Here is a 23,806-nt window from a genome sequence, read left to right as displayed (position 1 = left end):
GTAACGGCCGCCCGGCGTCGAAGTGGAACAACGCGCTGCCGCCGATCACCGAGGTGGCGGCGCCACCGGTGCGGGGCCGGTTTCTGAACGAGGACGAGCGGATCGTGATCGCGGACCTGAGCCGGGCGGGTGCGTCGACGCGCCAGATCGCCGCGGAGCTGGGCCGTGACTGTTCCACGATCAGCCGGGAGTTGCGGCGCAACCGCGATCAGGTCTCCGGGCAGTATCGCCCACACGCGGCCCAGGCCCGTGCCGACGCTCGCCGGCCCCGCCCGAAGACCGGCAAGATCGCCGCGAACCCCGCGCTGCGCCAGGCCGTCCAGGACGGCCTGGACCAGCGGTGGAGCCCGCGGCAGATCGTGAAACGCTTGCGCCGCGACTTCCCCGATCGGCCGGAGCTGCACGTGGTCCACGAGACGATCTACCAGGCCCTCTACGTCCAGGGGCGAGGTGAGCTGCGCCGTGAGATCGCGTCGGCGTTGCGCACCGGGCGGGCGCTGCGCTGCCCACGCCGCCAGGCCCAGCAGCGTGTCCCGCGGATGTCCACCCCGATGGTCATGATCAGCGAACGTCCCGCCGAGGCCGACGACCGCGCGATCCCGGGCCACTGGGAAGGCGACCTGATCATCGGCAAGGACAAGAAATCCGCCATCGGCACCCTGGTCGAACGCGCCACCCGCTACGTCATGCTCGTGCACCTACCCCACGGCCGCTCAGCAGACGTCGTCCGTGACGCCCTCATCGACACCGTCCAGGCCCTGCCCACCCACCTCTGGCGATCACTGACCTGGGACCAAGGCGCCGAAATGTCAGGCCACGCCAGATTCACCGCCGCCACCGACATCCCCGTCTACTTCTGCGACCCCCACAGCCCCTGGCAACGCGGCAGCAACGAAAACACCAACGGCCTGCTCCGCCAATACTTCCCCAAAGGCACAGACCTCTCCGTCCACACCCGCGCACACCTCGACGCCGTCGCCGTCCAACTCAACGGCCGCCCACGCGAAACCCTCGGCTGGGACACCCCAGCCGAACGCCTCGCTAACCTCCTCAACGAAGCCAGTTGATCACCCGTGATGCAACGACCCCTGGAATCCGCCAGATTGGCGGGGGTTTGGGGGCAGAGCTCCCAAGGGGAAGCACGCAACAGCACCAGCCCGCACGCAACAGGGGAACGCTACGAAACCGGAACTCCGACGACGCAAGGCGACCACCTACGGACACGAAACCGCCAGCCGCCAACGCAACAGGGAGACGACCCCAAAAACCGGCGCGCACAAACAAAAAGGGGCGCCTCCCGCCCACAGGAAGCGCCCCATCGCAAAAGTCGAAACCAGGCCGAAGGCCCTACGGAGCTACTCGCTCCACACCCCAAGAATCCCGCCCCAACCGGTACCTCAACCGGTCATGCATCCGATCCCGCCGCCCCTGCCAGAACTCGACCTCCTCAGGCCGAATCCTCCACCCACCCCAGTGCGGCGGAACAGGAATCTTCTCGGTCTCAGCGAACTGCCGCTCGATCTTGTGCAGCGCAGAATCCAAAGTGGACCGCCCGGACACCACGCGCGACTGCGGCGAAGCCCAAGCCCCGATCTGCGACCCACGAGGCCGGGAGTTCCAGTACTCAGCAGTCTCGACGGGCCCGACCTTCTCCACGGTCCCGCGCACGTGCACCTGACGCTGCATCGCGAACCAGGGGAACGTGGCGGACGCATACCGCGTGGCCATCAGATCGTGAGACTTGTTCGACGTGTAGTTCGTGAAGAACACGACCCCACGGGCGTCGAGCCCCTTCAGCAACACAGTCCGCGACGAGGGCCGGCCCTTGGTGTCGGTCGTCGCCAAAACCATCGCGTTCGGCTCGGCCAGACCAGCGTTCGTAGCGGCGTCCAACCACAGCTGGAGCTGTTCATGCCAGGTGGCGGCAAGCTCCGACTCGCTCAGCGAGCCCTGCTCGTATGACACGCGCATCGCCGGTAGCGCGATGTTCGTGGTCTCCGTCATCGGCGAACCTCCAAGCAGCGGCAGAACTCGTGGTCCCTGGACCCGCGACCATACGCACGGCGAACGAATGGCGAAACCGCCTGCGTGGTGATGACCACCACCTGAACGGTGACTGTCCGTACAAAGAACAGATCTGGATCGAGTTCGTGATCGAGTCAGATGGCGTCGAGCACACGTGTGACTGTGACCACGTCATCACCCAGTGCGGTGGCAAGGGTTCCGCCTGCTGCCAACGGCACCACGTTCCACCACTCCCCGCCGTCCGCGGCGCGCTCGACCCCGTCCAACATCAACGAAGTCCCGACGACCCTACGGCCCGCCAAGCCGGCAGCCGACCCGTCGACCAACGCGTCCCCGACGACGAGCTGTTGGTGCAACAACGGCTTGCCACAACGGGTTGCGCGCACGGAAGTCGACAGCGACCCAGCCGTCTCGCCCGCGCGTCCCAGCACGAGAACCTCGCGCAATGACAACTCTGCGTGACCGTCCAATTCGGCTTCCACCACGGCGGTGTGACAGGCACGCGACGTCACGACGGTCGGCTCTGGCAGGTAACGCACAGCGCCCTCGACCGAAAACCGCACGGACGAAAAAGACGGCAAACCGGTCGGCCCCGGCAGCATCAAAGTCGCCGCCACGCCACGTAGATCAAGTGACGCTCCGGAGCCGACTTCGACCGTCAGCTCGAGCGAGTCTCCACCGAGCGGCGAGGTCACGGACGAGACCAGGTGCACCAACGCGACCCGACCTACCCGACGGGCCGGCACCAGCGTCAGAGGCGACTGCGAGCGCAGGACTCGCACGACGCTGTTGCCGTGCGAGTCCAACGCCACCACCAACCGAGCAGACGACTTCACAGCTGCTCAAGCACCCACTTGGCGACCTCGGGCGCCTCGGGCGTGTCCACCAGCGACTGCGCGATGACCGGCAGCGAGCCGCGCATCCGGTGCGCGTCCGAGATCATCACGTCCATGTCCGCGCCCACGTACGGCGCGAGGTCGATCTTGTTGATGACCAACAGGTCCGCGGTCGTGACGCCAGGGCCGCCCTTGCGCGGCACCTTGTCGCCGCCGGCCACGTCGACGACGAAGATCTGCTTGTCGACCAGCCCGCGCGAGAACACCGCCGTCAGGTTGTCGCCGCCGCTCTCGATGATCACCAGGTCCAGCGACGAGAACTTGTGCTCCAGCCGCTCGACCGCGTCCAGGTTCGCGGTGATGTCGTCGCGGATCGCGGTGTGCGGGCAGCATCCCGTCTGCACCGCCTCGATCCGCGACGGGTCCAGCACGCCGGCTCGCCGCAAGAAATCGGCGTCCTCGGTCGTGTAGATGTCGTTGGTGACGACCGCCAACGACAGCTGCTCCCCCAACGCCCGGCACAACGCCGCGGTCAGCGCGGTTTTGCCGCTGCCGACCGGGCCGCCGATGCCGATCCGCGGTGCGGATCCGTGGTGGTGGTCGTGCGGGTCGGGCCCGTGGTTAGCTCCCAAAGAGACGCACCCCTTCACGTCGAACATGTGCCTCAGCAAGGAGATCCAAGGCAGGTGAACCGATCGCGGGCAGTTCCTTGCACGCCCGCTGAGCGACGTCCTCCACAGGAAGCGCCGCCACGATCGCGTTGACCCCGAACGGGTCGAGTCCCAGCAACCTGACCGCAGCGGACGCAGGCCCGCTCACCGCCAGGTACGCGCAGGTCAAAGCAGCCTCATCCGGATCACAGACCAGCACACCGATCACCAACGGCTGGTGAGGGTCACGAGACAGAGCGTCAAGCCGCGCCGAAGGCCAAGCCCGCCGAGCCGCCCGCAACATGCCCCGCCCCTGCGCCCGTGAAGCCTCGCGCTGAGCCGGCGACGGCGTGCGCGCGTCCAACTCCGCATCCAACAGGTCGAGGTCCTCGCCACGAGCCGCCGCGGCCGCGAACCCCGCCGCCAGCAGCCCGGCCGTCAGCAAACGCCCGTGCAGGAACGACCTCAGCGACGGCTCGTCCACGACCAGCCCGCGCGCGGCAGCCTCCTCCAGGCCACCGGAGTGCACGTGTCCGCCTCCCGGGAACCGGGAGTCGGCGAGGATCAGCGCGGTCAGCATCAGAACAGGAAATACCTTTGCGCCATCGGCAGTTCGGACACCGGCGAAGGCTCCACCAGATCCCCGTCGACGTGCACGGCGAAGCTGTCCGGATCCACCCGCACGTCCGGCATGGCGTCGTTCAGCACCATGTCCGCCTTCGAGACAGAACGCGTCGACGACACGGGCAGAACCCGCCGCGCATAACGCGAATCGATCCCCGCCTCGATCGCCTCAGGCGCAACGAAGAACACGGAGGAAGCCGCACCGGCGGTCGCACCGAACATCGGCCGCGCCCACACCGGTTGCGGCGTCGGAATCGAGGCGTTGGCGTCCCCCATCGCACCCCAGGCGATGAAGCCGCCCTTCAGCACCACAGAAGGCCGCACCCCGAAGAACTTGGGCTCCCACAACACGAGGTCCGCGAGCTTCCCGACCTCGACCGACCCGACCTCGTCAGCAATCCCGTGCGCCACAGCGGGGTTGATCGTGTACTTGGCGACGTACCGCCGAGCCCGCAGGTTCGAGTCCAGCGACCGGCGCGACTGCATCACGTGCGCCGTCTGCCAGGTCCGGATGATCACCTCGCCGACCCGCCCCATCGCCTGCGAGTCCGACGAGATCATCGAGATCGCGCCCACGTCGTGCAGCAGGTCTTCAGCGGCGATCGTGGTCGGCCGGATCCGCGACTCGGCGAACGCCAGGTCCTCGGGCACGGACGGGTTGAGGTGGTGGCACACCATCAGCATGTCGAGGTGTTCTTCCAAAGTGTTGACCGTGTGCGGGCGCGTCGGGTTCGTCGACGACGGCAGCACGTTCGGCAGCGACACGACCCGGATGATGTCCGGCGCGTGCCCGCCGCCGGCGCCTTCCGAGTGGTAGGCGTTGATCGACCGACCGGCGATGGCGTCCACAGTGGACTCCAGGAACCCGGCCTCGTTCAACGTGTCCGTGTGGATCGCGACCTGAACGCCCGATGAGTCAGCCACCCGCAGACACGCGTCGATCGCGGCCGGAGTCGTGCCCCAGTCCTCGTGCAGCTTGAACCCACCGGCGCCACCGACGAGCTGCTCGCGCAGGCCCTCCTCGGAGACAGTGTTCCCCTTGCCCAGCAACAGAACGTTGATCGGCATGTGGTCCATCGACGTCAGCATCCGGTCGAGGTACCAAGCGCCGGGCGTGACGGTCGTGGCCTTGGTGCCCTCCGCCGGACCGGTGCCGCCACCGACCAACGTCGTGAGGCCCGAAGCCAGTGCCTCGTCCACGATCTGCGGGCAGATGAAGTGCACGTGGCAGTCGATACCGCCCGCGGTCAGGATCTTCCCGTTGCCGGACAGGATCTCCGTCGACGGCCCGATCACCAGCGCCGGGTGCACGCCGTCCATCGTGTCCGGGTTGCCCGCCTTGCCTATCGCGACGATCCGCCCGTCCCGCACGCCGACGTCGGCCTTGACCACGCCCCAGTGGTCGAGGATCACCGCACCCGTGATGACCAGGTCGGGAGCGCCCTCGGCACGGGTCGCGATCCCCTGCCCCATCGACTCGCGGATGACCTTGCCGCCACCGAAGATGACCTCGTCACCCGATCCCGCACCGCGCGAAAGGTCCTCGGTGACCTCGATGAACAGGTCGGTGTCGGCGAGCCGGATCCGGTCACCGACCGTCGGCCCGAGCAGTTCGGCATAGCGCTCGCGGTCGATCATCGCTGCAACCCCCGGACAATCCTCAAGCCTGCCAACGGAACCAGCGTGACCTCGCGCTCCACCCCCGGCTCGAACCGCACGGCGGTGCCGGCGGGGATGTCGAGCCGGTAGCCGAAGGCCGCCGAGCGATCGAAGGACAGCCCGGTGTTCACCGACGCGAAGTGGAAGTGCGATCCGACCTGAACGGGCCGGTCGGCGACGTTCACCACGACCATGGAGATCCGCGGCCGTCCGGGGTTCAGCTCGACGGGCTCGGAGCCGACGACCACCTCACCCGGCGCCGGTCCGGCGGACGGCGCGATCGGGTGGTGCACCGTGACGAGCTTCGTGCCGTCCGGGAACGTCCCCTCGACCTGGACCGAGTCGATCATCTCCGGCACCCCGCGCATGACCTGCTCCGGCGCGAGCACCGTGCGGCCGCTCTCCATCAGCTCGCTGACCGTGCGACCATCCCGCGCGCCCTCCAGCACGTGGTCGGTGATCAGCGCGACGGCCTCGGGGTAGTTGAGCAACACCCCGCGTTCCAACCGGCGGCGGGCCACGTCGGCGGCAACGTGCACGAGGAGCTTGTCGCGTTCATGCGGCGTCAGATGCACCCGGTTGTTCTAACACGCGAAAGCTCGCTATCGCGGAGTGGAAACACGGAAGAAACACGGGCGCGTGTCCACCGGTCGGTTGACAACCGGAGTCAGCGGTGCGGTCGTCCCGGAGAACCCCCGTGAGAACGCAGGATTTTCCCCATGAACGCGATTCGAGTGAGGGGCCTGCGGAAGGCCTACAAGGGCCACCAGGCGGTGGCAGGGGTGGACCTCGACGTCGCACGAGGCGAGGTCTTCGCGGTTCTCGGACCGAACGGCGCGGGCAAGACGACGACCGTGGAGATCCTGGAGGGGCACCGCGGCCGGGATGCCGGCGAGGTCAGCGTGCTGGGCAGCGACCCGGCCAAGGCGGAGCGGGTGTGGCGCTCGAAGCTCGGCATCGTCCTGCAGAGCGCGACGGACGCCGCGACGCTCACGGTGCGCGAGGCCGTGCACCACTACGCCAAGTACTACGCCGACCCGCGGGACCCGGAGGAGGTCATCGACCTCGTCGGGCTCACCGAGAAGGCGAAGTCCCGCGCCGGCACGCTCTCCGGCGGTCAACGGCGCCGGCTCGACGTGGCGCTCGGCATCATCGGACGGCCTGAGCTCGTGTTCCTCGACGAGCCGACCACCGGTTTCGACCCCGAGGCGCGCCGCCAGTTCTGGAGCCTGATCAAGCGGCTGGCCGCCGAAGGCACCACGATCCTGCTGACCACGCACTACCTCGACGAGGCCGAGGCGCTCGCCGACCGCGTGGCCGTGCTCGCCGGTGGCCGAATCGTCGCGGAGGGCACGCCGCAGACGTTGAACGGCCGCGCGCACGCCGACGCGACCGTGCGCTGGATGTCCGACCAGGGGTACCGCGAGATCAAGACCTCCGAGCCCACGAAGGTCGTCGCCGAGCTCTACAAGCACGGCGAGCTGTCCGAGCTCACCATCACCCGCCCGTCGCTGGAAGACGTCTACCTGGAGCTGATCGCGTGACCACCGCAACGCAGTCCTTGCCGGCACTGCCCGGAACCCTGTCGCTCGGTCTCTCGAGGGGTGCGACCGAGCTGCGGGAGTTCTTCCGGCAGAAGGAAAACCTCATCTTCACGGTGTCGCTGCCGGCGATCCTGATGCTGCTGCTCGGCACCGTCTACGTGAAGGAGGTCGCGGCGGGCCAGATGTTCGCGGCCAGCATGATCGGCGCCGGCATCATCTCGACGTCGTTCGTCGGACTCGGCATGAGCGTCGTGGCCGACCGCGAGGACGGCACGCTGAAGCGGTTGCGCGGCACGCCGATGCCGTTCACGTCCTACTTCATCGGCAAGATCATCCTGGTCTTCGTGTCGAGCCTGGTCGAGGCCGTGCTGCTGATGATCGTCGCGATGGTGCGGTTCGACGTCGAACTGCCGTCCACGGCGGAGAAGTGGTTCACGTTCGCCTGGGTGTTCGTGCTCGGCGTGATCTCGTGCTCGCTGATCGGTGTCGCGCTCAGCTCGATCGCCAAGTCCACCCGCAACGCGGCGGGCGTGCTGAACCTGCCGTACATCGTGCTGCAGTTCCTGTCGGGTGTTTTCATCAGCACGGCGGCGCTGCCGGAGTCCCTGCGGGTCACGGGCTCGCTCTTCCCGCTCAAGTGGGTGTGTCAGGGTTTCCGCTCGGTGTTCGCACTGGACGACGGCTACGCGGTCATGGAGGCGGCGGGATCATGGGAGCTGGGGAAGATCGCGCTGGTGCTCGGGGCGTGGACGATCGCCGGACTGGTGCTCGTCAGCAGGACGTTCAAGTGGAGCAACACAACCAGCTGATCACCTGGTACGTGCTCTTCGCACTCACCCAGGCCACCGCGCTCGTGCTGGTCGTGATCGACAACAACCCCCTCGCCGACCGTCTGACGGCGGTGGGGTTGTTGTCCCTGAACGCGGTGTGGTTCGTGCTCTACGGCAGGCGGCTGGTGGCCCGCGGCGAGGACGACTGGCAGGGGTTCGTCTACGCGGCCGGCTCGCTCGCCACCTTCGCCCCGGCGGTCTGGTTCAGCGGCAGCGCGACGTTCGCCCTGTTCGGCCTGGTCCCGCAGATCTACATGGTGCTGCCGATCGGGTGGGCGTTCTTCCCGATGGTGTTGTTCGTGCTGACACCGCAGATCCTCACCTGGGCCGCGGGCGCGACACCGGCACTGCCGTGGCCCGCCGCGGTGCTGATCATCGGTTTCTCCCAGGCCTTCGGGTGGGCCATCCACCGGATCGCCGCCCAGAACGCGCAGCGCGGCGAGCTGCTGGAACGGATCGAGGCGCTGACCATCGAGGCCGAGCGAGCGCGGTGGTCGGCGGACATCCACGACACGCTGGCGCAGGGCTTCACGTCGATCATCACGCTGCTGCAGGGCGCGCAGCCGAACGTGGAGCTGGCGTTGCAGACCGCGCGGGAGAACCTCCGCGAGGCACGGGCACTGGTGGCGTCCACCGCACCGTCGCCTTTGGACGGTTCGTCGTTGGAGGACGCGTTGCGGCGCCTGGTTTCCGGGGTCGCGCTGCCGTCGTCGTTCCGCGTGATCGGGGATCCGGTGGCGCTGCAGACCTCTGTCGACGTGGTGCTGCTGCGAACCGTGCAGGAGGCGTTGAACAACGTGGCGCGGCATTCCGGCGCCTCGCGGGTCGACGTTGTGATGAGGTTCGACGAGGACGGCGTCTCGCTGGAGGTGCGTGACGACGGCCGCGGGTTCGGTGACGCTTTGGAAGGCTTCGGCCTGAGGGGCATGCGGGCCCGGTTGGAACAGGTGGGTGGGACGCTCTCGCTGTCCAGCGACGAGGGGGCGTCCGTGCTGGTGGAGGTGCCGCTGTGATCAGGATTCTGCTGGTGGACGACCACCCGGTGGTGCGTCAAGGGCTGCGCGGGATGCTCGTGGCCGACGATCTGGAGGTCGTCGGCGACGCCGGGTCGGGCGCGGAGGCGATCGCTCAAGCCGCCCTGTTGAAGCCCGATGTCGTGCTGATGGATCTCCGGATGCCCGAAATGGACGGTGTCGCGGCGACCGCGAAGATCGTCGGCACCGGGCCGCGCGTGCTCGTGCTCACGACGTACGAGACCGATTCGGACATTCTTCGCGCTGTCGAGGCGGGTGCGTCCGGGTACCTCCTCAAGGACTCGACCACCGAGGACCTCATCGCGGCGATCCGGGCGGCGTCGCGCGGCGAGACCGTGCTGGCGCCGTCGATGGTCGCCAAGGTCGTCGGGCAGGTGCGCACGCCACCGCTGTCCGCGCGCGAGGCCGAGGTGTTGCGCCTGGTCGCGAAGGGTATGTCGAACGTCGAGATCGGACGGACGCTGTTCATTTCGGAGGCGACCGTGAAGACTCACCTCCTGCGGGTGTTCAACAAGCTGGGGGTGTCGGACCGCACCGCGGCGGTCACGACGGCGCTGGATCGGGGCATGTTGCAGTGAGCTGTGACGTGACCGAGGACACCCGCCTGACACCTCCCGGCTACCCGCCTGCAACACTGTGAACTCCGGCAACGGCGCCGGTCAGGTCCACTTCAAGTCCGATCGCCCCGGAGGCGTGACCACATGACCCAGACCGCCGATCCGACCACGTTGGTGCTGCCAGCCGACCTCAAGCCGTCCGACGGCCGCTTCGGCTGCGGACCGTCCAAGGTGCGCCCCGAGGCCGTCGCGGCCCTCGCGTCCGAGGGTGCGGCCCTGCTCGGCACCTCGCACCGGCAGAAGCCCGTCAAGAACCTCGTCGGCCGCGTCCGCTCCGGACTGCGCGAGCTGTTCCAGCTCCCGGACGGCTACGAGGTCGTGCTGGGCAACGGCGGCACCACGGCGTTCTGGGACGCGGCCTCCTTCGGCCTGGTCCGCGAGACCGCGCAGCACTTCACCAACGGTGAGTTCTCCTCCAAGTTCGCGAAGGTCACGCAGACCGCCCCGTTCCTGAAGGACTCGCTGGTCACCAAGGCCGAGCCGGGCACCGCACCCGAGCTCTTCTACGCCGAGGGCGCCGACCTGGTGGGCTGGGCGCAGAACGAGACCTCGACCGGTGTGGCGATGCCCGTCACCCGCATCGAGGGCGCGGGCGACGCGCTGATCGCGATCGACGCCACGTCCGGTGCCGGTGGTCTGCCGGTCAAGGCCGAGGACTTCGACGTCTACTACTTCGCGCCGCAGAAGTCGTTCGCGAGCGACGGTGGCCTGTGGCTCGCGCTGATGTCGCCGGCCGCGCTGGCTCGCGTCGAGGAGCTCAAGGACCGCTGGGTACCGGAGTTCCTGTCGCTGCCGACCGCGCTCGACAACTCCACCAAGGACCAGACGTACAACACGCCGTCGGTCGCCACGCTCTTCCTGCTGGCGCACCAGATCGACTGGATCAACGGCAACGGCGGCCTCGAGTGGTCCGTCGCACGCACGAAGGACTCGTCGGACCGCCTCTACTCGTGGGCCGAGAAGACCGCCTACACCACGCCGTACGTGGAGAAGGCCGCCGACCGCTCGCAGGTCGTCGGCACGATCAACTTCTCCGACGACGTGGATGCCGCTGTCGTGGCGAAGGTGTTGCGCGCCAACGGCATCGTGGACGTCGAGCCGTACCGCAAGCTCGGCAAGAACCAGCTGCGGGTCGCGATGTTCCCGGCCATCGAGCCGAACGACGTCATGATCCTGACGCAGGCGATCGACTGGGTCGTCGGCCAGCTGTAGAGGTAGCGCACTTGGGGTGCACCGAACGAGTTCTCGGTGCACCCCAAGGCATTCAGGCAAGCGCTTCGGTCGGCGACTGACGTGCCGCCCGCACTGCCGGGTAAACGCCGGCGATGGCGCCGATGGCCACGGCCGCACCCACTCCCCCGAGCAGGGCGGGCCAGGGCAGTGCCGCGGGCCACTTCTGGCTGATCGAGTATCCGGCCGTGACCGCGATTCCGACGATCACGCCGACCAGCCCGCCGAGGCCGGACAGCAACACCGACTCGGTGAGGAACTGCCATCTGATCTGCCTGCGGGTCGCCCCGAGCGCCCGCCGCAGACCGATCTCCCGCCGGCGTTCCAGCACGGAGATCACCATCGTGTTCGCCACGCCGACGCCTCCTACCAACAGCGCGACTCCGCCCAAACCCAGGAACAGCGCGTCGTAGGAGCTTTCCGCGATCTGCTGGGCTTCCAGTGCCTCGGACGGCCGGGAAACCTTGACCTCGTTGGACTTCTGCGGGTTCAACGTCGGCCCGAGCAGCTTGCGGACGTTCTCGACCTCGGACTCGGTCGTGCGCACGTAGACGGTGTTGGCGTGGCCGTCGAAGCCGAACGCCTCCTTCGCCGCGTCCCAGCCGACCAGCACGGACCTGTCGATCTCCGGCGACAGCGGCAACGGGCCGAGGATGCCGACCACGGTGAACCACTGGCCGTCGATCCACACCTGCACACCGGGCTTGTCGACACCGAGGCGCGACGCCGCGGTGCCCCCGAGCACCACCGACTTCTCGCCGGGGTTCAGCCACCGGCCCGCGCGGATCTCGGCGTTCAGCACCTTCAGCAGATCCTTCTCCGCGGCCTGCACCTGCAGCCCGAGCGTGTCGCTCGACGGCACGAGGTCGTTCTTGCGGGCGTTCGCGGAGATGCTGCCGGTGGCACTGGCGGCCGACACCGCGCCGATCCGCTTCGCCATCGGCACGGCGGTCTCCGGCAGTTTCGCGTCCTGACCGAAGAAGTCCTGGCCGGGGCCTGCGGTCAGCAGGTTGGTGCCCAGCTTGGACATCTTGTCCTTCAACGCGGCGGCGCTGGAGGCGGGGATGCCGACGACCGCGACGACGGCGGCGATGCCGATCGCGATGCCCAGCGCGGACAGGACGGCGCGGATCGGGCGGGTCCGCATGCCGAAGAACCCGAGGCGGAGGAGGTCGATCACACGATCACCCCGTCGCGGACTTCCACACGTCGCGGCGCCCAGGCCGCGATGTCACGGTCGTGCGTGATCAGCACAACGGTGGTGCCGTCGGAGTTGAGGCTCTCCAACAACTCCAGCACTCCCGCGCCGTTCTGCGTGTCCAGGTTTCCCGTCGGCTCGTCGGCCAGCAGGATCCCCGGCGTGTTCACCACGGCACGAGCGATCGCGACCCGCTGGCGTTCACCACCGGACAGCTCGTGCGGCTTGTGCAGCGAGCGGTGGATCAGCCCGACTCTGTCCAAAGCGGACATCGCCATCGCCCGTCTCTTCGAGCGCGGCACCCCGGCGTAGACGAGCCCGGAGGCCACGTTCTCGATCGCGGACAGCCCGTCGGTGAGGAAGAACTGCTGGAACACGAACCCGATCGTGCGCGCCCGCAGTGCCGACAAAGCGTTGTCCGACAACGAGGAGATGTCGTGGCCGTCGATCTCGACCTTGCCGGTGGTCGGCTTGTCGAGCGTGCCCATCAGGTGCAGCAGCGTCGACTTCCCCGAGCCGGACGGGCCCACGATCGCGAGCATCTCGCCGCCCCCGACGGTCAGGGAGACGTCGCGCAACGCCTGCACGCCACCGGGATACGTGCGGCTCGCGTGGTCGACGGTGATCACTCGGTGGTCACCACCTTCATGCCCTCGCGCAGGCCGTCGCCCTGCACCTCGACCTGTCCCTTGGCGAAGATGCCGACGGTGACCGGGATGGTCTTGCCGTCCTCGGTGACGACGCCGTAGCCGCCCTCGTTCAACGCGAGCAGCGCGCCGACCGGGACCGCGAGCACGTTCTGCTTCTTGGACACCGTGAACAGCGCGGTGACGTTGGCGCTCTCCAGGCCTTCGGCGGCCTTGGGGTCGTCGACCGCGATCGTGAGCACGATCTTCGGCTTCTGGCCCTGCGAAGGGTCGCCCGCGGTGCGGGTGATGCCGGTGATGGTGCCGGTGGTGGGCTTGCCGCCGACGATCGACAGCTCGACCTTCTCACCCTGCTTCGCGAGACGCTGCTTGGCCTGGTCCAGCTCGACGGTCACCGCGCGTTCGGTGCCGGTGACCTTCATCAGGTCGCCGCCGGCGGGCGAGCCGAGCTGGGAGGCGATCGACGAGACGCGGATCGCGCCGGGCTGGACGATGACGTCGCCCTGGCCGAGCTTCCCGTTCTGCTCGAAGCCGTTGGCCTTCTGCCACTTCTTCAGCGCGGAGGCCGTGTACGAGGTGAACTTCTCGTCGGGGGCGCCGAAGTCCTTGTACCCCAAGGCGGCGAGGTTCTCCTCGACGACTTTGACGTCGGGGCCGTTCGACATGCCCGCTTCCAGGTCGCGGTAGAGCGGCATCGTTCCGTAGAACAGCGGCACAGGCTTGGCGTCCGAGAAGAACACGGGTTTGCCCTGCTCGATGACGTCGCCCGGTTTCGGCAGCCCGGTGATGGTGCCACTTTTTTTCGACGCCAGGCCTCGTTCCGCGCCGAAGCCGAGCTGGCCGTTCACCGACTGCTGGTCGGCCAGGCTCGTCTTCTTCACCGGGGCGGTCTTCGCCGGGTCGTTCTGCAGCGGCGCGGCGTTGGCCTGGTTGGACGCGACTCTTGTGAGCACCACGACCCCGCCGGTGCCGAGCACCACCGCGGCGACGAGCGCGGCGATGAGGATCTTCCTGTTCACGCGCGGTTTCATCCCCGGCTCACCGTCAGGCCGCCGCCCTCGAAGCCGCAGTCCTTCATGTCCTGCTTGGCCTTCTCGTCGTCCAGGTTGGGCAGCTCGATGGCCTCCATCGAACCGCCACCCTCGAACTTCGGGTCGGGCCAGTTGTAACCCTTGTCCCGCATGCACTTCGCCTGCTGACGCATCTTGTCCTGCTCCTCGGGCGACGGCGGTTTGAACTCGCCGCCGTTGGGCAGGTACTGCTTGCAGGCCGCGCTGGCGGCGTTCATCTTCTCCATGTCGGGAGCGCCGCCCTCGCCGTCGGCGGGCAGGCCCTGGATGACCATGCCGCCGCCTTCGCCCTCCTTCGGGTCCGGCATGTCGACACCGTTGTCCCGCATGCACTGGGCGTACTTGAGCATGTCGCCCTTCTCGTCGGCCTTGGCGTCCTTCGGCTGCTCTTTGGACCCGCAGGCGGTGAGCGCCAGAAGCAGGGCCAGCAGCACTGCGATGGTGGATTTCACGACGACAGGTCTACGGAGGCGGCCATTCGAGGGCGTTAAGCGAAAGGCTTTATCCGGCGCTTATCTCCGTTGCGCGGAAAATAGGTGTCATGCGTGTGCTGGTGGTCGAGGACGAACAGCTGCTCGCGGACACGATCGCCGAGGGGTTGCGCAGGTACTCGATGGCGGTCGACGTCTGTTACGACGGCGAAGCGGCGTTGGAGCGGGTAGGGGTGCACGCGTACGACGTCGTGGTGCTGGACCGCGACCTGCCCCTCGTCCACGGTGACGAGGTGTGCAAGGCGGTGCACGCGACCGGTGGCGAGGCACGGGTGCTGATGCTGACGGCGGCGGCCGACGTGGACGATCGGGTGGCCGGGCTCGGGCTCGGTGCCGACGACTACCTGACCAAGCCGTTCGCGTTCGCCGAGCTGGTGGCGCGCGTGCAGGCGCTGGGCCGCCGCGCTCGTCCTGCCTTGCCACCGGTGCTCGAACGGGCGGGCGTCACGCTGGACCTGCCGCGGCACCAGGCGACGCGGGACGGGAAGTTCCTGCCGCTCTCGCCCAAGGAGTTCGCCGTGCTGGAGGTGCTGATGCGGGCGGAGGGCAACGTCGTGAGCGCGGAGGAGCTGTTGGAGAAGGCCTGGGACGAGCACGCGGACCCGTTCACCAACGCCGTGCGGGTGGCGGTGATGACGTTGCGCCGCAAGCTCGGCACACCGCAGGTCATCGAGACCGTGCCCGGTGCCGGTTACCGGTTCGGCGCATGACGCTGCGGACCAGGCTGACGGCCTGGTACGCAGGGGTGTTCCTGATCGCGGGCGTCGCGCTGATCGGGCTCAACTACTGGCTGCTCTCCGACTTCTCCCCGCTGAACGACGGGGTGGCGGTCCAACGGGGCCTCATACCGACCGAGATGGCCCCGTACGGCGACTACACGAGGGTCGACGCGATCGAGGCGTCCCAGCTGCCCGCCGACACACTGGTGGTCAGCGCTGCCCAGGTCAAAACCGATGTGATGAGCACCGTCCTCTGGCAGTCGATCATCGCGTTGGTCGTCGCCGCGATACTCGCGGTCTGGCTCGGCTGGGTCGTGGCCGGACGCGTGCTGGCGCCGTTGCACTCGATCACCTCGACCGCGCACCGGCTGGAGGCGGAGCGGCTGGACCAGCGGATCGAGCTCGACGGGCCGCCGGACGAGCTGAAGGAGCTCGCGGACACGTTCGACGGGATGCTCGACCGGCTCGCGTCGTCGTTCGACAGCCAGAAGCGGTTCGTCGCGAACGCCTCGCACGAACTGCGCACGCCTCTCGCGGTGCAACGGACGTTGATCGAGGTGGCGCTGGCCGACCCCGAGGCCACTCCCGACATGCGCAAACTCGGAGCGCACCTGCTCGACACGAACGAGCGAAGCGAGAAGCTCATCGACGGGTTGCTGCTGCTTGCACGCAGTGATCGCGGGTTGGCCACGCGGGAGCTCGTCTGGCTGGACGAGATCGTCGACGACGAGGTCGAGTCGTGCGCCGCGCTGGCGGCCTCGAAGGAGGTGACGTTCGAGGTGTCGACGCGGCCGTACCTCGTCGAGGGCGATCCGGTCCTGCTGGCGCAGCTCGTCGGCAACCTGCTGCGCAACGCCCTGCTCTACAACAAACCTGGCGGAACCGTGACGGTCCGCCTTGATCGGGAACTGGTGGTCTCCAACACCGGACCGACCGTTCCCGCGGAGGCCGTGCCAGGGCTCTTCGAACCGTTCCGGCGCCTCCGCGATCGCACCGGGACCGCGGGTTCTGGCCTGGGTCTGTCGATCGTGCAGTCCGTCGCGAGGGCTCATCAGGGGTCGGCGAAGGCTCGTCCGAACGGGGGAGGGGGCCTGGTGGTCCAGGTGAACCTTCCGGAAACGGGCGTGCGACAGCCCTCGTGAACTGGCAAGATCACGTAGAGATATCGGCGAGTCTCCCACGCAGTGACGGCTCGTTGTCCTAACGTTGTCTGCTGGCGAGGTGCAAATTCAGGGAGGCCACGATGCGAGCGCTGCGAGTCATCGGGCTCGACGAGGACGGCAAGTCCGTCATCCTCGAGGACCCCGAAAACCGCGGCGAGCGCTTCACGCTCCCCGCCGACGAGCGCCTTCGGGCGGCACTGCGCGGTGACCTGGCCCGCCTCGGCCAGATGCAGATCGAGGCAGGCGAGGCCCAGATGCGGCCACGCGAGATCCAGGCCCGCATCCGCGCCGGTGAGTCGATCGAGCAGGTCGCGGCCGCCGCGGGCATGCCGACGCACCGCATCGAGCGCTTCGCCTACCCCGTGCTCCTGGAGCGTTCGCGCACGGCCGACCTGGCCCAGCGCGCGCACCCGGTCCGCGAGGACGGTCCCGACGTGCAGACGCTCGGTGAGGTCGTCGCGCACTCGTTCGGCCTGCGCGGACACGACCTGTCCGACACCAAGTGGGACTCGTGGCGCGGTGACGACGGCCGCTGGATCGTGCAGCTGCACTGGAAGACCGGGCGCTCGGACAACCGCGCGCACTGGCACTTCCACCCCGGTGCGCAGGGCGGCACGGTGACGGCGCTGGACGACGCCGCGGTCGACCTCATGGACCCGAACCCGAACCGGACTCTGCGCACGGTGCGGCCGGTGACGCAGCTGGCGCGCCAGGCGCTGGAAGCGACTCCGGCACCTGCTCCTCCCGCTCCCGTGGCGGAGGAGCCGGCACCGGTGCCGGTTCAGGCGCCTGCTCCCGCTCCGGCTCCTGCCGTGGTGGAGAAGCCGGTGCCGCGGGTTCAGCAGCCGGTTCAGGAGAAGCTGCCGGAGCCGGAGCCCGCACCTGCCCCGCCACCTGCCGCTCCGCCCGCGAAGAAGGAAGAGCCTGCCGCCGAGAAGCCGGTGCGCAAGGACCCTCCTCCGAAGCGGGGGAAGAAGAACCACCCCATCGTCCCTTCGTGGGAGGACGTTTTACTGGGCGTGCGGTCGAACCGCTGATTGACCCCCAGTGGGACGCCGTGTCGCGCTGGCTGCCGGAGTGGGTGCACTCCTCGGGCTGGCTTGGTGGGGAGTGTTCGAGCTCATCGCCTCGGGCGCTGTCTGCTCGTTCGAAGACTGGGGCTGCCTCGGCGCCGCCGTGAAGACCATGCCGGTCTTCACGGCGGTTGCCGCGTTTCTGGGGTGGTTCGCGCTGCGGTCGTCCGGCGTCTCGCGGCCGGCGTGGGTCGCCGTGCCCGCGACCCTCATGTCCGTCGTCGCGATGATCGTCTTCGCGCTCGGCCTGCCGTATCTCGCCTTCCTGGTCTTCGCGCTGCTGTACTCGCTGACCGCCGTGCTCACGCGGTGAAGGTGCTGTGGAGGGTTTGTGCAGATCGGGCTGCGTGAAGCCTTGATCAGGTAGCTCTTGGCGCATGGTTCTGCGCAGTGTTGTGGGGGCGTGCGCCGGAGCGCTCGCAGGCGGTGGGTTCGTGCTCACCATCGAGGGTTTCAACCAGTACTGCCGTTCCTGGCCCGGCAACGCGGGATGCGGCGACGCCGGTGTGTTCCTCGTGCTGCCGATGATCGCGTTCTGGATGCTCGTCGCGGGTGTGCTGATCTACGCGGGATTCCGGCTGGCCCGCGCCGAACGCGGGTGGTGGACGGCCGCGGCCGGCAGCGCGTTGTGGATCGTGCTGGTCGTGGTGGTCATGTGGTTCCGGATCAGCTACGTCGACCTGGGGCCGGGAGATCGTCAGCTGTTCTTCGTGGCGGCCGCGGTGGTCACGGCCGGTGTGTCCTACCTGCTGGCCGCTCTGTCCGTGGGACGGGCGCGGACGTGCTGACGCGTGCGTTGACCGGTGTCCTCGCCGGGGTCCTGGGAGCGGTGGCGATCGTGGCGACGACGCCGTTGGTGGCCATGGTGCTGACCCGCGGGCCGTTCGTCGCGTACGGGATCTGGCCGATCGTGGCGGTGGTCTTCGGCGCGCTGGGCGGGACGGCGTTGCTGCACGTCATGCTGCTGAAGCTGCTCGGTCAGCAGCGGGCGTGGTCGGTGGTCGCGCCGGGGATCGTCCTGGCCGTCCTGCAGGTGGTGACCGGCGGCGACATCGGGTTCATCCGCCTCGCCGTCGTGCTCGCGGCCGCCTTCGCGGTGGCCGGGTTGGTCACCGGGCCGTGGCGGGAGGTCCTGGCGAGATGAGCCGAGCTTTTCTCGACGCGATCGGGCGCGCCGTGCTGGGTGCCGCGGCGGGCGCGGTCGGCGGCGCCGGGGTGCAGCTGACGTGGCGGTCGTGGATCCTGCCGGGGGAATGCTTCCGGCCGCGCGGCTGGCGGTGCGGGGTGTGGCTCGACGGCGACCTGTTCATCTACGCGTTCAGCTGGGCGATCATGGCCGGACTGGTCCTGTCCGGGGTGCTCGGCCTGCTGAAACGTCCCCGCGCGTGGACGGCTTTCGTCCTCGCGTGCGGTGGGTGGCTGGTCCTGTGGGTCGCGACCGGACTGCTCGGGCTGGTACCCGACGGCCGGAGTCTGGCCGTGATGCTCGTCGTGGTCCACGTCGCGGCCGGTGCCCTCTCCGTGCCGCGGCCCGCGTTCGCCGAAGACGAGCCGAGTAGTTCTCCTCATGGCGAGGTCACCCGCGGGCCGACATGATCGTGCGCATGAGGGCGGCGACGGCGGCGTTGGTGGGGGCGTTGTGCGGGGCCGGGTGGTTCTGGTCGTTGGAGCCGTCCAGCCAGTTCCTGTGCCGGGACAGCGGGTGGACGTGCGTGATCAGCCTGATCTTCCTGGTCATCCCGGCATTGGTGGTGGTCTGGGGTGTCGTCGGGTGGGGGCTGCTGCGACTCGCGCGGTACTCCCCCGCCTGGCCGACGGCCGTGGTGGGGACGGCCGGGGCGGTGGTGTTGCTGATGATCAGCACGTTCGCGCTGAGGTTCGTGCAGGTTCAGCTGCCCGAGGACGCAGGGATGTTCCTGGTCGCCGTGGCGGCGGCAGGCGGGTATGCCTTGGCTGCTGCCGTGACCGGTCGTTACCGTGGTCGGCGTGACGGAACAGAGCACAGCGGGCAAGACGGGTAGGACAGGGCGCCGGTTGCTGTTCCGGGTCGTGCTGTCGATGGCCGTCGGGGCGGGGCTCGTGCTCGGGTGGACCTGGGCGTACGAGTCGGGCTTCCTGAAGACGTGGCTCGACAGCACGTCGATGTCGACGTTCCTGCTGCTCGTGCTGATCGGGTTGCCGCTCGCGCTGGTGTCGTCGCTGGTGCTGGCAGGGCCGATTCTGTGGATCTTCGGGGTGCGGCCGGTGTGGCCGATCATCCTGCTCGGGCCGATCCTGCTGGGGCTCGGCCTCTACTTCAAGGTGCACGAGCCGGTGCTCGGGTGGTTCTCGAACCGGCACCACGCCGAGGCGTTGCTCGCGGCCGTCGCCTACGGGTTGGTCGGCCTGTTCACGTTCAAGAGGTCGTAGGCACCTCGTCGAGGAGGTGCAGGTCCCAGCCCTCGCGTTCGCACCAGTCCTCGGCGTCCTCACGGGAGACGAGCATCGCGTGCCGAGGCCTCGGTCCGGCCAGGTGGTCCCAGCCGTCCGGGGCCAGCACGTAGTTCGCTCCATCGCGTGAAGCGATGAGCCGTCCGTGTGGAAACGCCATCGTCTGCTCGGTTCGCAGAAACCGCGTCATGGTGGTCATCGTGCCCTTGACCTCGACCTAAGTCGAGACAGCAGGCTCCGGTGGGGAGAAAAACCGGATGCTGACTGTCGGTCGTACTTCGTACTTTGGAGACGACCTGGAGGGGGCTCACCGCGTGAGCGATCAACGAAACTCGACAATCCGGACCTTGCGAAGGCTGTGGCCGTACGTGCGGCCCTACCGCGCACGGATGGCTGTCGTGCTGTCGGCGACGATGCTCGCGATGCTGTGCGGTCTTGGCATCCCGCTGCTCACGCAGCGCATCGTCGACGGTCCGATCCAGAACAAACAAACCGCGGCGCTGCCGTGGCTGATCATCGGCGTCCTGGTGCTCGGCATCGGCGAGGCCGTGCTCTTCTACATCCGCCGCAAGGTCGTCGCCCGGCCGGCGGCCCAGGTCGAGGCGCGCATGCGGTTCGACCTCTACCAGCGGCTGCAGCGGCTGCCGGTGGCGTTCCACGACAGGTGGCAGTCGGGTCAGCTGCTGTCGCGCGGCACCAACGACCTGACGACGGTGCGGCGGTTCGTCGCGTTCGGGATGGTCTTCCTGGTGGTGAACACCCTGGTCGTCGTGGTCGGGATGGGCATCATCGCGTCGCTCTCGCCGACGCTGCTGGTCGTCTCGCTGTGCGGTGCGCTGCCGTTGATCGTCATCTCGTACCTGTTCGAGGCGAAGTTCAAGGTCGTGGCGCGCCGGGCGCAGGACCAGTCGGGCGACCTGACGACGATCGTCGAGGAGTCGGTGCTCGGCATCCGCGTTCTCAAGGCGTTCGGGCGCGGGCCGGTGCTGACGAGCCGGTTCCTGGCGCAGGCACGTGACCTGCGGAAGACCGAGCTGAACAAGATCTCGATCCTGGCCGCGCTGTGGTCGGTGCTGATCGTGCTGCCGGAGCTCTCGATCGCGGGCATGCTCGGCGTCGGCGCGTTCGGCATCGTCAACGGCACGATGACGGTCGGCACGCTGGTCGCGGCCGTCGCGGTGAGCGCGTACCTGCGGTGGCCGATCGACTCCATCGGCTGGTTGCTGGCGGAGACGAACATGACCGCCGCCGCGCTGGAGCGCTACTGGGAGGTCATCGACTCCCCCGTGACGATCACCAGCCCCGCCTCGCCCGTGCCGCTGCCGACGCCGCTGCGCGGGCACGTTCGTTTCGAGGGCGTGCGGTTCGCGTTCGAGGACGGCCGCGAGGTGCTGACGGGAGTCGATCTCGACCTGCGTCCCGGTGAGACGGTGGCGCTGGTCGGCGCGACCGGATCGGGCAAGACGACGCTGACCGCGCTGGTGCCGCGGCTGGCCGACGTGACGGGTGGCCGGATCACGATCGACGGCGTCGACGTGCGGGACCTGTCGCTGGAGGACCTGCGGACCGTGGTCGGCACGGCGTTCGAGGAACCCGTGCTGTTCTCCGCGTCGGTCACCGAGAACGTGGGCCTGGGCGTGCCGGACGTGTCCGAGGCGTCCGTGCGCGAGGCGTTGCGGGTGGCCAAGGCCGAGGAGTTCGTGGACGCGCTGCCGTGGGGTCTGCAGACCCGGATCGGCGAGCAGGGTCTGTCGCTGTCCGGTGGTCAGCGGCAACGGCTGGCGCTCGCCCGCGCGGTCGTCGGCAGGCCCGCGGTGCTGGTGCTGGACGACCCGCTGTCGGCGTTGGACGTCCACACCGAAGCCGAGGTGGAGGCCGCGCTGCGCAGGGTTCTGCGCGGTGTGACGGCACTGGTGGTGGCGCACCGGTCGTCGACGGTGCAGCTCGCGGACCGCGTGGCGATGCTGGCCGACGGCAAGATCACCGCGATCGGTTCGCACCGGAAGTTGTTGGAGACCAACGAAGAATACCGGCGACTGCTGTCCAGTTTGGACGCTGACGAGGTAGTGGAAGAGGAGGTGGCGTCGTGAGTGGGACAGTGACACCTGTTCAGCAGGAAGAGGAGTGGCGCGGCGTCGCCGCCGAGGAGATCGTCGAGATCTCGCACTCGACGGGTCTGCGCCTGCAGGCCCGGTCGCGCAAGCTGCTGGGTTCGTTGGTGCGCCCGCACATCGGCCGTGCGTCGCTCGCGGTCGCGTCGGTGATCGGTGGCAACCTCGCGAACCTCGCGCTGCCGCTGCTGATCGCCGCCGCGATCGACAGCGGCATCCCGGCCGCGATGCGCGGGGACGTCTCGGTGCTGCTGTGGTGCGTGGCGGGCTACGCGATCTGCGCGGGCCTGACGACGTTCCTGCGCTGGGCGTTCCTGCGCGTGTCCGGCCGCGTGGGCCAGGACATGCTCCTGGACCTGCGCGAACGGATCTTCCGCCACTCGCAGCGGCTGTCCGTCGGCTTCCACGAGTCCTACACGTCCGGCAAGGTCATCTCACGCACGACCAGCGACGTCGACGCGTTGCAGGATCTCGTGGAGGAGGGCCTCGACAGCCTGTTCAACGCCCTGCTGTCGGTGGCGGGCATCGCGATCATCCTGCTGTGGCTGGACATGCCGCTGGCGTCCGTCGTCGTCGCGGGCTTCGTGCCGCTGTTCTTCATCTGGCGCTGGTTCCGCCGCCGCTCGATGGAGGCCTACCGCGGCACGCGCGGCGCGATCGCGAAGATCATCATCCAGTTCGTCGAGTCCATGAACGGCATCCGCGCGGTGCAGGCGTTCCGGCGCCAGCCCCGCAACGAGACGATCATGACGGGCTTCAACGGCCAGTTCCGCGACGCGAACGTGGACGCGCTGGGCGTGATGGCCACGTTCGTCGCGACGATCCGCCTGATCGGCAACGTGTCGCTGGCCGTCGTGCTGGCCTGGGGCGCGTACCGGGTGGCGGGCGGCTCGCTGGAACTGGGCGTGCTGACGGCGTTCACGGTCTACCTGCGCCGCTTCTACGACCCGTTCGACGAGCTGGCGATGTTCGCGAACTCCTACTCCTCCGCCACCGCCGCGCTGGAGAAGATCTCCGGTCTGCTGGAGGAGGAGCCGTCGGTGCCGGAACCGACGTCGCCGGTGGCTCTGCCGCACGCGAGGGGCGCCATCCGGTTCTCCGGGGTGGAGTTCCAGTACCCCGGCACGACCCGCCAGGTGCTCCCGCGCTTCTCGCTGGAGGTCCCGGCGGGCCAGACCGTGGCACTGGTCGGTGCCACCGGCGCGGGCAAGACCACGCTGGCCAAGCTGGTATCGCGCTTCTACGACCCGACCGCGGGTTCGGTGCTGCTGGACGGGGTGGATCTGCGCTCTGTGGCCGACACCGACCTGCGCCGGGCCGTGGTGATGGTGACGCAGGAGAACTTCCTGTTCTCCGGCTCGGTGGCGGACAACATCGCGCTGGGCAAGCCATCGGCGTCCCGCGCGGAGATCGAGGCCGCGGCCGCCGAGGTGGGAGCGCACGAGTTCATCGCGGCTCTCCCCGACGGCTACGACACGGACGTCCGCAAGCGGGGCGGCCGGCTGTCGTCGGGTCAGCGTCAGATGGTCGCGTTCGCGCGCGCATTCCTCGCGAACCCGGCCGTTCTGGTCCTGGATGAGGCAACATCGTCCTTGGACGTGCCCACCGAACGCGCCGTGCAGGCCGCGCTGGAGACGGTCCTGGCCGACCGGACGGCGTTCATCATCGCCCACCGCCTGTCCACGGTCCTGATCGCGGACCGCGTTCTGGTCCTGGATGGTGGCATTGTGGTGGAAGACGGCTCCCCAGAGGAGCTGATCGGTGAGCGGGGTCGTTTCGCGGCCCTGCACACGGCCTGGCGCGACTCGCTCGCCTAGGCCGGCAGGTCGCGTTCGCGCCAATGGGGATCTGGCGC

28 protein-coding genes are annotated in these 23,806 nt (G+C 68.6%); 17 read left to right on the top strand and 11 right to left on the bottom strand.

Annotated elements, in window-relative coordinates; translation table 11 throughout:
• Positions 1 to 35: 35 nt before the first annotated feature.
• Positions 36 to 1,067, top strand: a complete 1,032-nt coding sequence (locus AB0M24_RS44380) for an IS30 family transposase (RefSeq protein WP_363780652.1) — start codon at positions 36 to 38, stop codon at positions 1,065 to 1,067.
• A gap of 280 nt (positions 1,068 to 1,347) precedes the next feature.
• On the opposite strand, the gene pdxH is transcribed toward AB0M24_RS44380, so the two are convergent.
• From pdxH to AB0M24_RS44350, 6 genes are all read right to left on the bottom strand, one after another.
• The gene (gene pdxH, locus AB0M24_RS44375; RefSeq protein ID WP_363780608.1) at positions 1,348 to 2,004 is read right to left on the bottom strand and encodes a pyridoxamine 5'-phosphate oxidase; all 657 of its coding nucleotides are present in this window, start codon (positions 2,002 to 2,004) and stop codon (positions 1,348 to 1,350) included.
• Between the two features lie 155 nt (positions 2,005 to 2,159).
• On the bottom strand, positions 2,160 to 2,861 hold the full coding sequence (locus AB0M24_RS44370) for an urease accessory protein UreD (protein ID WP_363780606.1): 702 nt from the start codon (positions 2,859 to 2,861) through the stop codon (positions 2,160 to 2,162).
• The gene (gene ureG, locus AB0M24_RS44365; RefSeq protein WP_363780604.1) at positions 2,858 to 3,520 is read right to left on the bottom strand and encodes an urease accessory protein UreG; all 663 of its coding nucleotides are present in this window, start codon (positions 3,518 to 3,520) and stop codon (positions 2,858 to 2,860) included. Before ureG ends, AB0M24_RS44370 begins: the two co-directional genes overlap by 4 nt.
• The gene (locus tag AB0M24_RS44360) at positions 3,483 to 4,094 is read right to left on the bottom strand and encodes an urease accessory UreF family protein (RefSeq protein WP_363780650.1); all 612 of its coding nucleotides are present in this window, start codon (positions 4,092 to 4,094) and stop codon (positions 3,483 to 3,485) included. Before AB0M24_RS44360 ends, ureG begins: the two co-directional genes overlap by 38 nt.
• Positions 4,091 to 5,773 carry an urease subunit alpha gene (locus AB0M24_RS44355; RefSeq protein ID WP_363780602.1) on the bottom strand — a complete coding sequence of 561 codons (1,683 nt, stop codon included), beginning with the start codon at positions 5,771 to 5,773 and terminating at the stop codon, positions 4,091 to 4,093. Before AB0M24_RS44355 ends, AB0M24_RS44360 begins: the two co-directional genes overlap by 4 nt.
• Positions 5,770 to 6,369: an urease subunit gamma gene (locus AB0M24_RS44350; protein ID WP_363780600.1), complete on the bottom strand. Its 600-nt coding sequence runs from the start codon at positions 6,367 to 6,369 to the stop codon at positions 5,770 to 5,772. The genes AB0M24_RS44355 and AB0M24_RS44350 overlap by 4 nt, the downstream gene beginning before the upstream one ends.
• A 144-nt stretch (positions 6,370 to 6,513) precedes the next feature.
• On the opposite strand from AB0M24_RS44350, the gene AB0M24_RS44345 reads away from it, so the two are divergent.
• The 5 genes from AB0M24_RS44345 (at position 6,514) to serC (ending at position 11,031) form a co-directional block, all read left to right on the top strand.
• Positions 6,514 to 7,338 carry an ABC transporter ATP-binding protein gene (locus AB0M24_RS44345; RefSeq protein ID WP_363780598.1) on the top strand — a complete coding sequence of 275 codons (825 nt, stop codon included), beginning with the start codon at positions 6,514 to 6,516 and terminating at the stop codon, positions 7,336 to 7,338.
• The gene (locus AB0M24_RS44340) at positions 7,335 to 8,147 is read left to right on the top strand and encodes an ABC transporter permease (RefSeq protein ID WP_363780596.1); all 813 of its coding nucleotides are present in this window, start codon (positions 7,335 to 7,337) and stop codon (positions 8,145 to 8,147) included. Before AB0M24_RS44345 ends, AB0M24_RS44340 begins: the two co-directional genes overlap by 4 nt.
• Positions 8,126 to 9,181: a sensor histidine kinase gene (locus AB0M24_RS44335; protein ID WP_363780594.1), complete on the top strand. Its 1,056-nt coding sequence runs from the start codon at positions 8,126 to 8,128 to the stop codon at positions 9,179 to 9,181. The genes AB0M24_RS44340 and AB0M24_RS44335 overlap by 22 nt, the downstream gene beginning before the upstream one ends.
• A complete protein-coding gene (locus AB0M24_RS44330) occupies positions 9,178 to 9,780 on the top strand; it encodes a response regulator transcription factor (RefSeq protein ID WP_363780592.1) in 603 nt (200 codons plus the stop codon). Before AB0M24_RS44335 ends, AB0M24_RS44330 begins: the two co-directional genes overlap by 4 nt.
• A gap of 123 nt (positions 9,781 to 9,903) precedes the next feature.
• Positions 9,904 to 11,031 carry a phosphoserine transaminase gene (gene serC, locus AB0M24_RS44325; RefSeq protein ID WP_363780590.1) on the top strand — a complete coding sequence of 376 codons (1,128 nt, stop codon included), beginning with the start codon at positions 9,904 to 9,906 and terminating at the stop codon, positions 11,029 to 11,031.
• Between the two features lie 52 nt (positions 11,032 to 11,083).
• On the opposite strand, the gene AB0M24_RS44320 is transcribed toward serC, so the two are convergent.
• From AB0M24_RS44320 to AB0M24_RS44305, 4 genes are read right to left on the bottom strand one after another with little or no spacing between them, the layout of a single operon-like run.
• Positions 11,084 to 12,196 (bottom strand): ABC transporter permease, encoded by a 1,113-nt coding sequence (locus AB0M24_RS44320; RefSeq protein ID WP_363780648.1) that lies wholly within the window; start codon positions 12,194 to 12,196, stop codon positions 11,084 to 11,086.
• A 29-nt stretch (positions 12,197 to 12,225) separates the two neighbouring features.
• On the bottom strand, positions 12,226 to 12,876 hold the full coding sequence (locus tag AB0M24_RS44315) for an ABC transporter ATP-binding protein (RefSeq protein ID WP_363780588.1): 651 nt from the start codon (positions 12,874 to 12,876) through the stop codon (positions 12,226 to 12,228).
• Positions 12,873 to 13,913, bottom strand: coding sequence for a peptidoglycan-binding domain-containing protein (locus tag AB0M24_RS44310; protein WP_363780586.1), 1,041 nt, complete (start codon positions 13,911 to 13,913; stop codon positions 12,873 to 12,875). The genes AB0M24_RS44315 and AB0M24_RS44310 overlap by 4 nt, the downstream gene beginning before the upstream one ends.
• 8 nt (positions 13,914 to 13,921) lie before the next feature.
• Positions 13,922 to 14,416 (bottom strand): hypothetical protein, encoded by a 495-nt coding sequence (locus AB0M24_RS44305; protein ID WP_363780584.1) that lies wholly within the window; start codon positions 14,414 to 14,416, stop codon positions 13,922 to 13,924.
• Positions 14,417 to 14,505: 89 nt separating this feature from the next.
• Here AB0M24_RS44305 and AB0M24_RS44300 point away from each other — a divergent pair, with 89 nt between their 5' ends.
• The 9 genes from AB0M24_RS44300 (at position 14,506) to AB0M24_RS44260 (ending at position 19,819) form a co-directional block, all read left to right on the top strand.
• Entirely contained in the window at positions 14,506 to 15,165 is a 660-nt protein-coding gene (locus AB0M24_RS44300) for a response regulator transcription factor (RefSeq protein ID WP_363780582.1), read from the top strand.
• On the top strand, positions 15,162 to 16,316 hold the full coding sequence (locus AB0M24_RS44295; RefSeq protein WP_363780580.1) for an ATP-binding protein: 1,155 nt from the start codon (positions 15,162 to 15,164) through the stop codon (positions 16,314 to 16,316). Before AB0M24_RS44300 ends, AB0M24_RS44295 begins: the two co-directional genes overlap by 4 nt.
• 101 nt (positions 16,317 to 16,417) lie before the next feature.
• The gene (gene sepH / locus AB0M24_RS44290; protein ID WP_363780577.1) at positions 16,418 to 17,374 is read left to right on the top strand and encodes a septation protein SepH; all 957 of its coding nucleotides are present in this window, start codon (positions 16,418 to 16,420) and stop codon (positions 17,372 to 17,374) included.
• Between the two features lie 40 nt (positions 17,375 to 17,414).
• Positions 17,415 to 17,723, top strand: a complete 309-nt coding sequence (locus AB0M24_RS44285) for a hypothetical protein (RefSeq protein WP_363780575.1) — start codon at positions 17,415 to 17,417, stop codon at positions 17,721 to 17,723.
• A gap of 64 nt (positions 17,724 to 17,787) precedes the next feature.
• The gene (locus AB0M24_RS44280) at positions 17,788 to 18,198 is read left to right on the top strand and encodes a hypothetical protein (RefSeq protein WP_363780573.1); all 411 of its coding nucleotides are present in this window, start codon (positions 17,788 to 17,790) and stop codon (positions 18,196 to 18,198) included.
• Complete coding sequence (locus AB0M24_RS44275; RefSeq protein WP_363780571.1) at positions 18,192 to 18,554, top strand: hypothetical protein; 363 nt, start codon at positions 18,192 to 18,194, stop codon at positions 18,552 to 18,554. The genes AB0M24_RS44280 and AB0M24_RS44275 overlap by 7 nt, the downstream gene beginning before the upstream one ends.
• Positions 18,551 to 19,006 (top strand): hypothetical protein, encoded by a 456-nt coding sequence (locus tag AB0M24_RS44270; protein ID WP_363780569.1) that lies wholly within the window; start codon positions 18,551 to 18,553, stop codon positions 19,004 to 19,006. The genes AB0M24_RS44275 and AB0M24_RS44270 overlap by 4 nt, the downstream gene beginning before the upstream one ends.
• 8 nt (positions 19,007 to 19,014) lie before the next feature.
• Positions 19,015 to 19,431, top strand: a complete 417-nt coding sequence (locus tag AB0M24_RS44265) for a hypothetical protein (RefSeq protein WP_363780567.1) — start codon at positions 19,015 to 19,017, stop codon at positions 19,429 to 19,431.
• Complete coding sequence (locus AB0M24_RS44260) at positions 19,397 to 19,819, top strand: hypothetical protein (protein WP_363780566.1); 423 nt, start codon at positions 19,397 to 19,399, stop codon at positions 19,817 to 19,819. Before AB0M24_RS44265 ends, AB0M24_RS44260 begins: the two co-directional genes overlap by 35 nt.
• Here the strand turns inward: AB0M24_RS44260 and AB0M24_RS44255 are convergent.
• Complete coding sequence (locus tag AB0M24_RS44255; protein ID WP_363780564.1) at positions 19,806 to 20,030, bottom strand: hypothetical protein; 225 nt, start codon at positions 20,028 to 20,030, stop codon at positions 19,806 to 19,808. The genes AB0M24_RS44260 and AB0M24_RS44255 overlap by 14 nt on opposite strands.
• A 157-nt stretch (positions 20,031 to 20,187) precedes the next feature.
• Between AB0M24_RS44255 and AB0M24_RS44250 the strand changes: the two genes are divergently transcribed.
• Together AB0M24_RS44250 and AB0M24_RS44245 are read left to right on the top strand one after the other, a co-directional pair.
• On the top strand, positions 20,188 to 21,930 hold the full coding sequence (locus AB0M24_RS44250) for an ABC transporter ATP-binding protein (protein WP_363780562.1): 1,743 nt from the start codon (positions 20,188 to 20,190) through the stop codon (positions 21,928 to 21,930).
• Positions 21,927 to 23,768 carry an ABC transporter ATP-binding protein gene (locus AB0M24_RS44245; protein WP_363780560.1) on the top strand — a complete coding sequence of 614 codons (1,842 nt, stop codon included), beginning with the start codon at positions 21,927 to 21,929 and terminating at the stop codon, positions 23,766 to 23,768. The genes AB0M24_RS44250 and AB0M24_RS44245 overlap by 4 nt, the downstream gene beginning before the upstream one ends.
• Positions 23,769 to 23,806 lie beyond the last annotated feature (38 nt).

It is taken from the genome of Lentzea sp. NPDC051838, assembly GCF_040681245.1.
Taxonomy (GTDB): domain Bacteria; phylum Actinomycetota; class Actinomycetes; order Mycobacteriales; family Pseudonocardiaceae; genus Lentzea.
The sequence above is the reverse complement of the archived record's forward strand: the minus strand, read 5'-3'. Positions and strand labels throughout refer to the sequence as shown.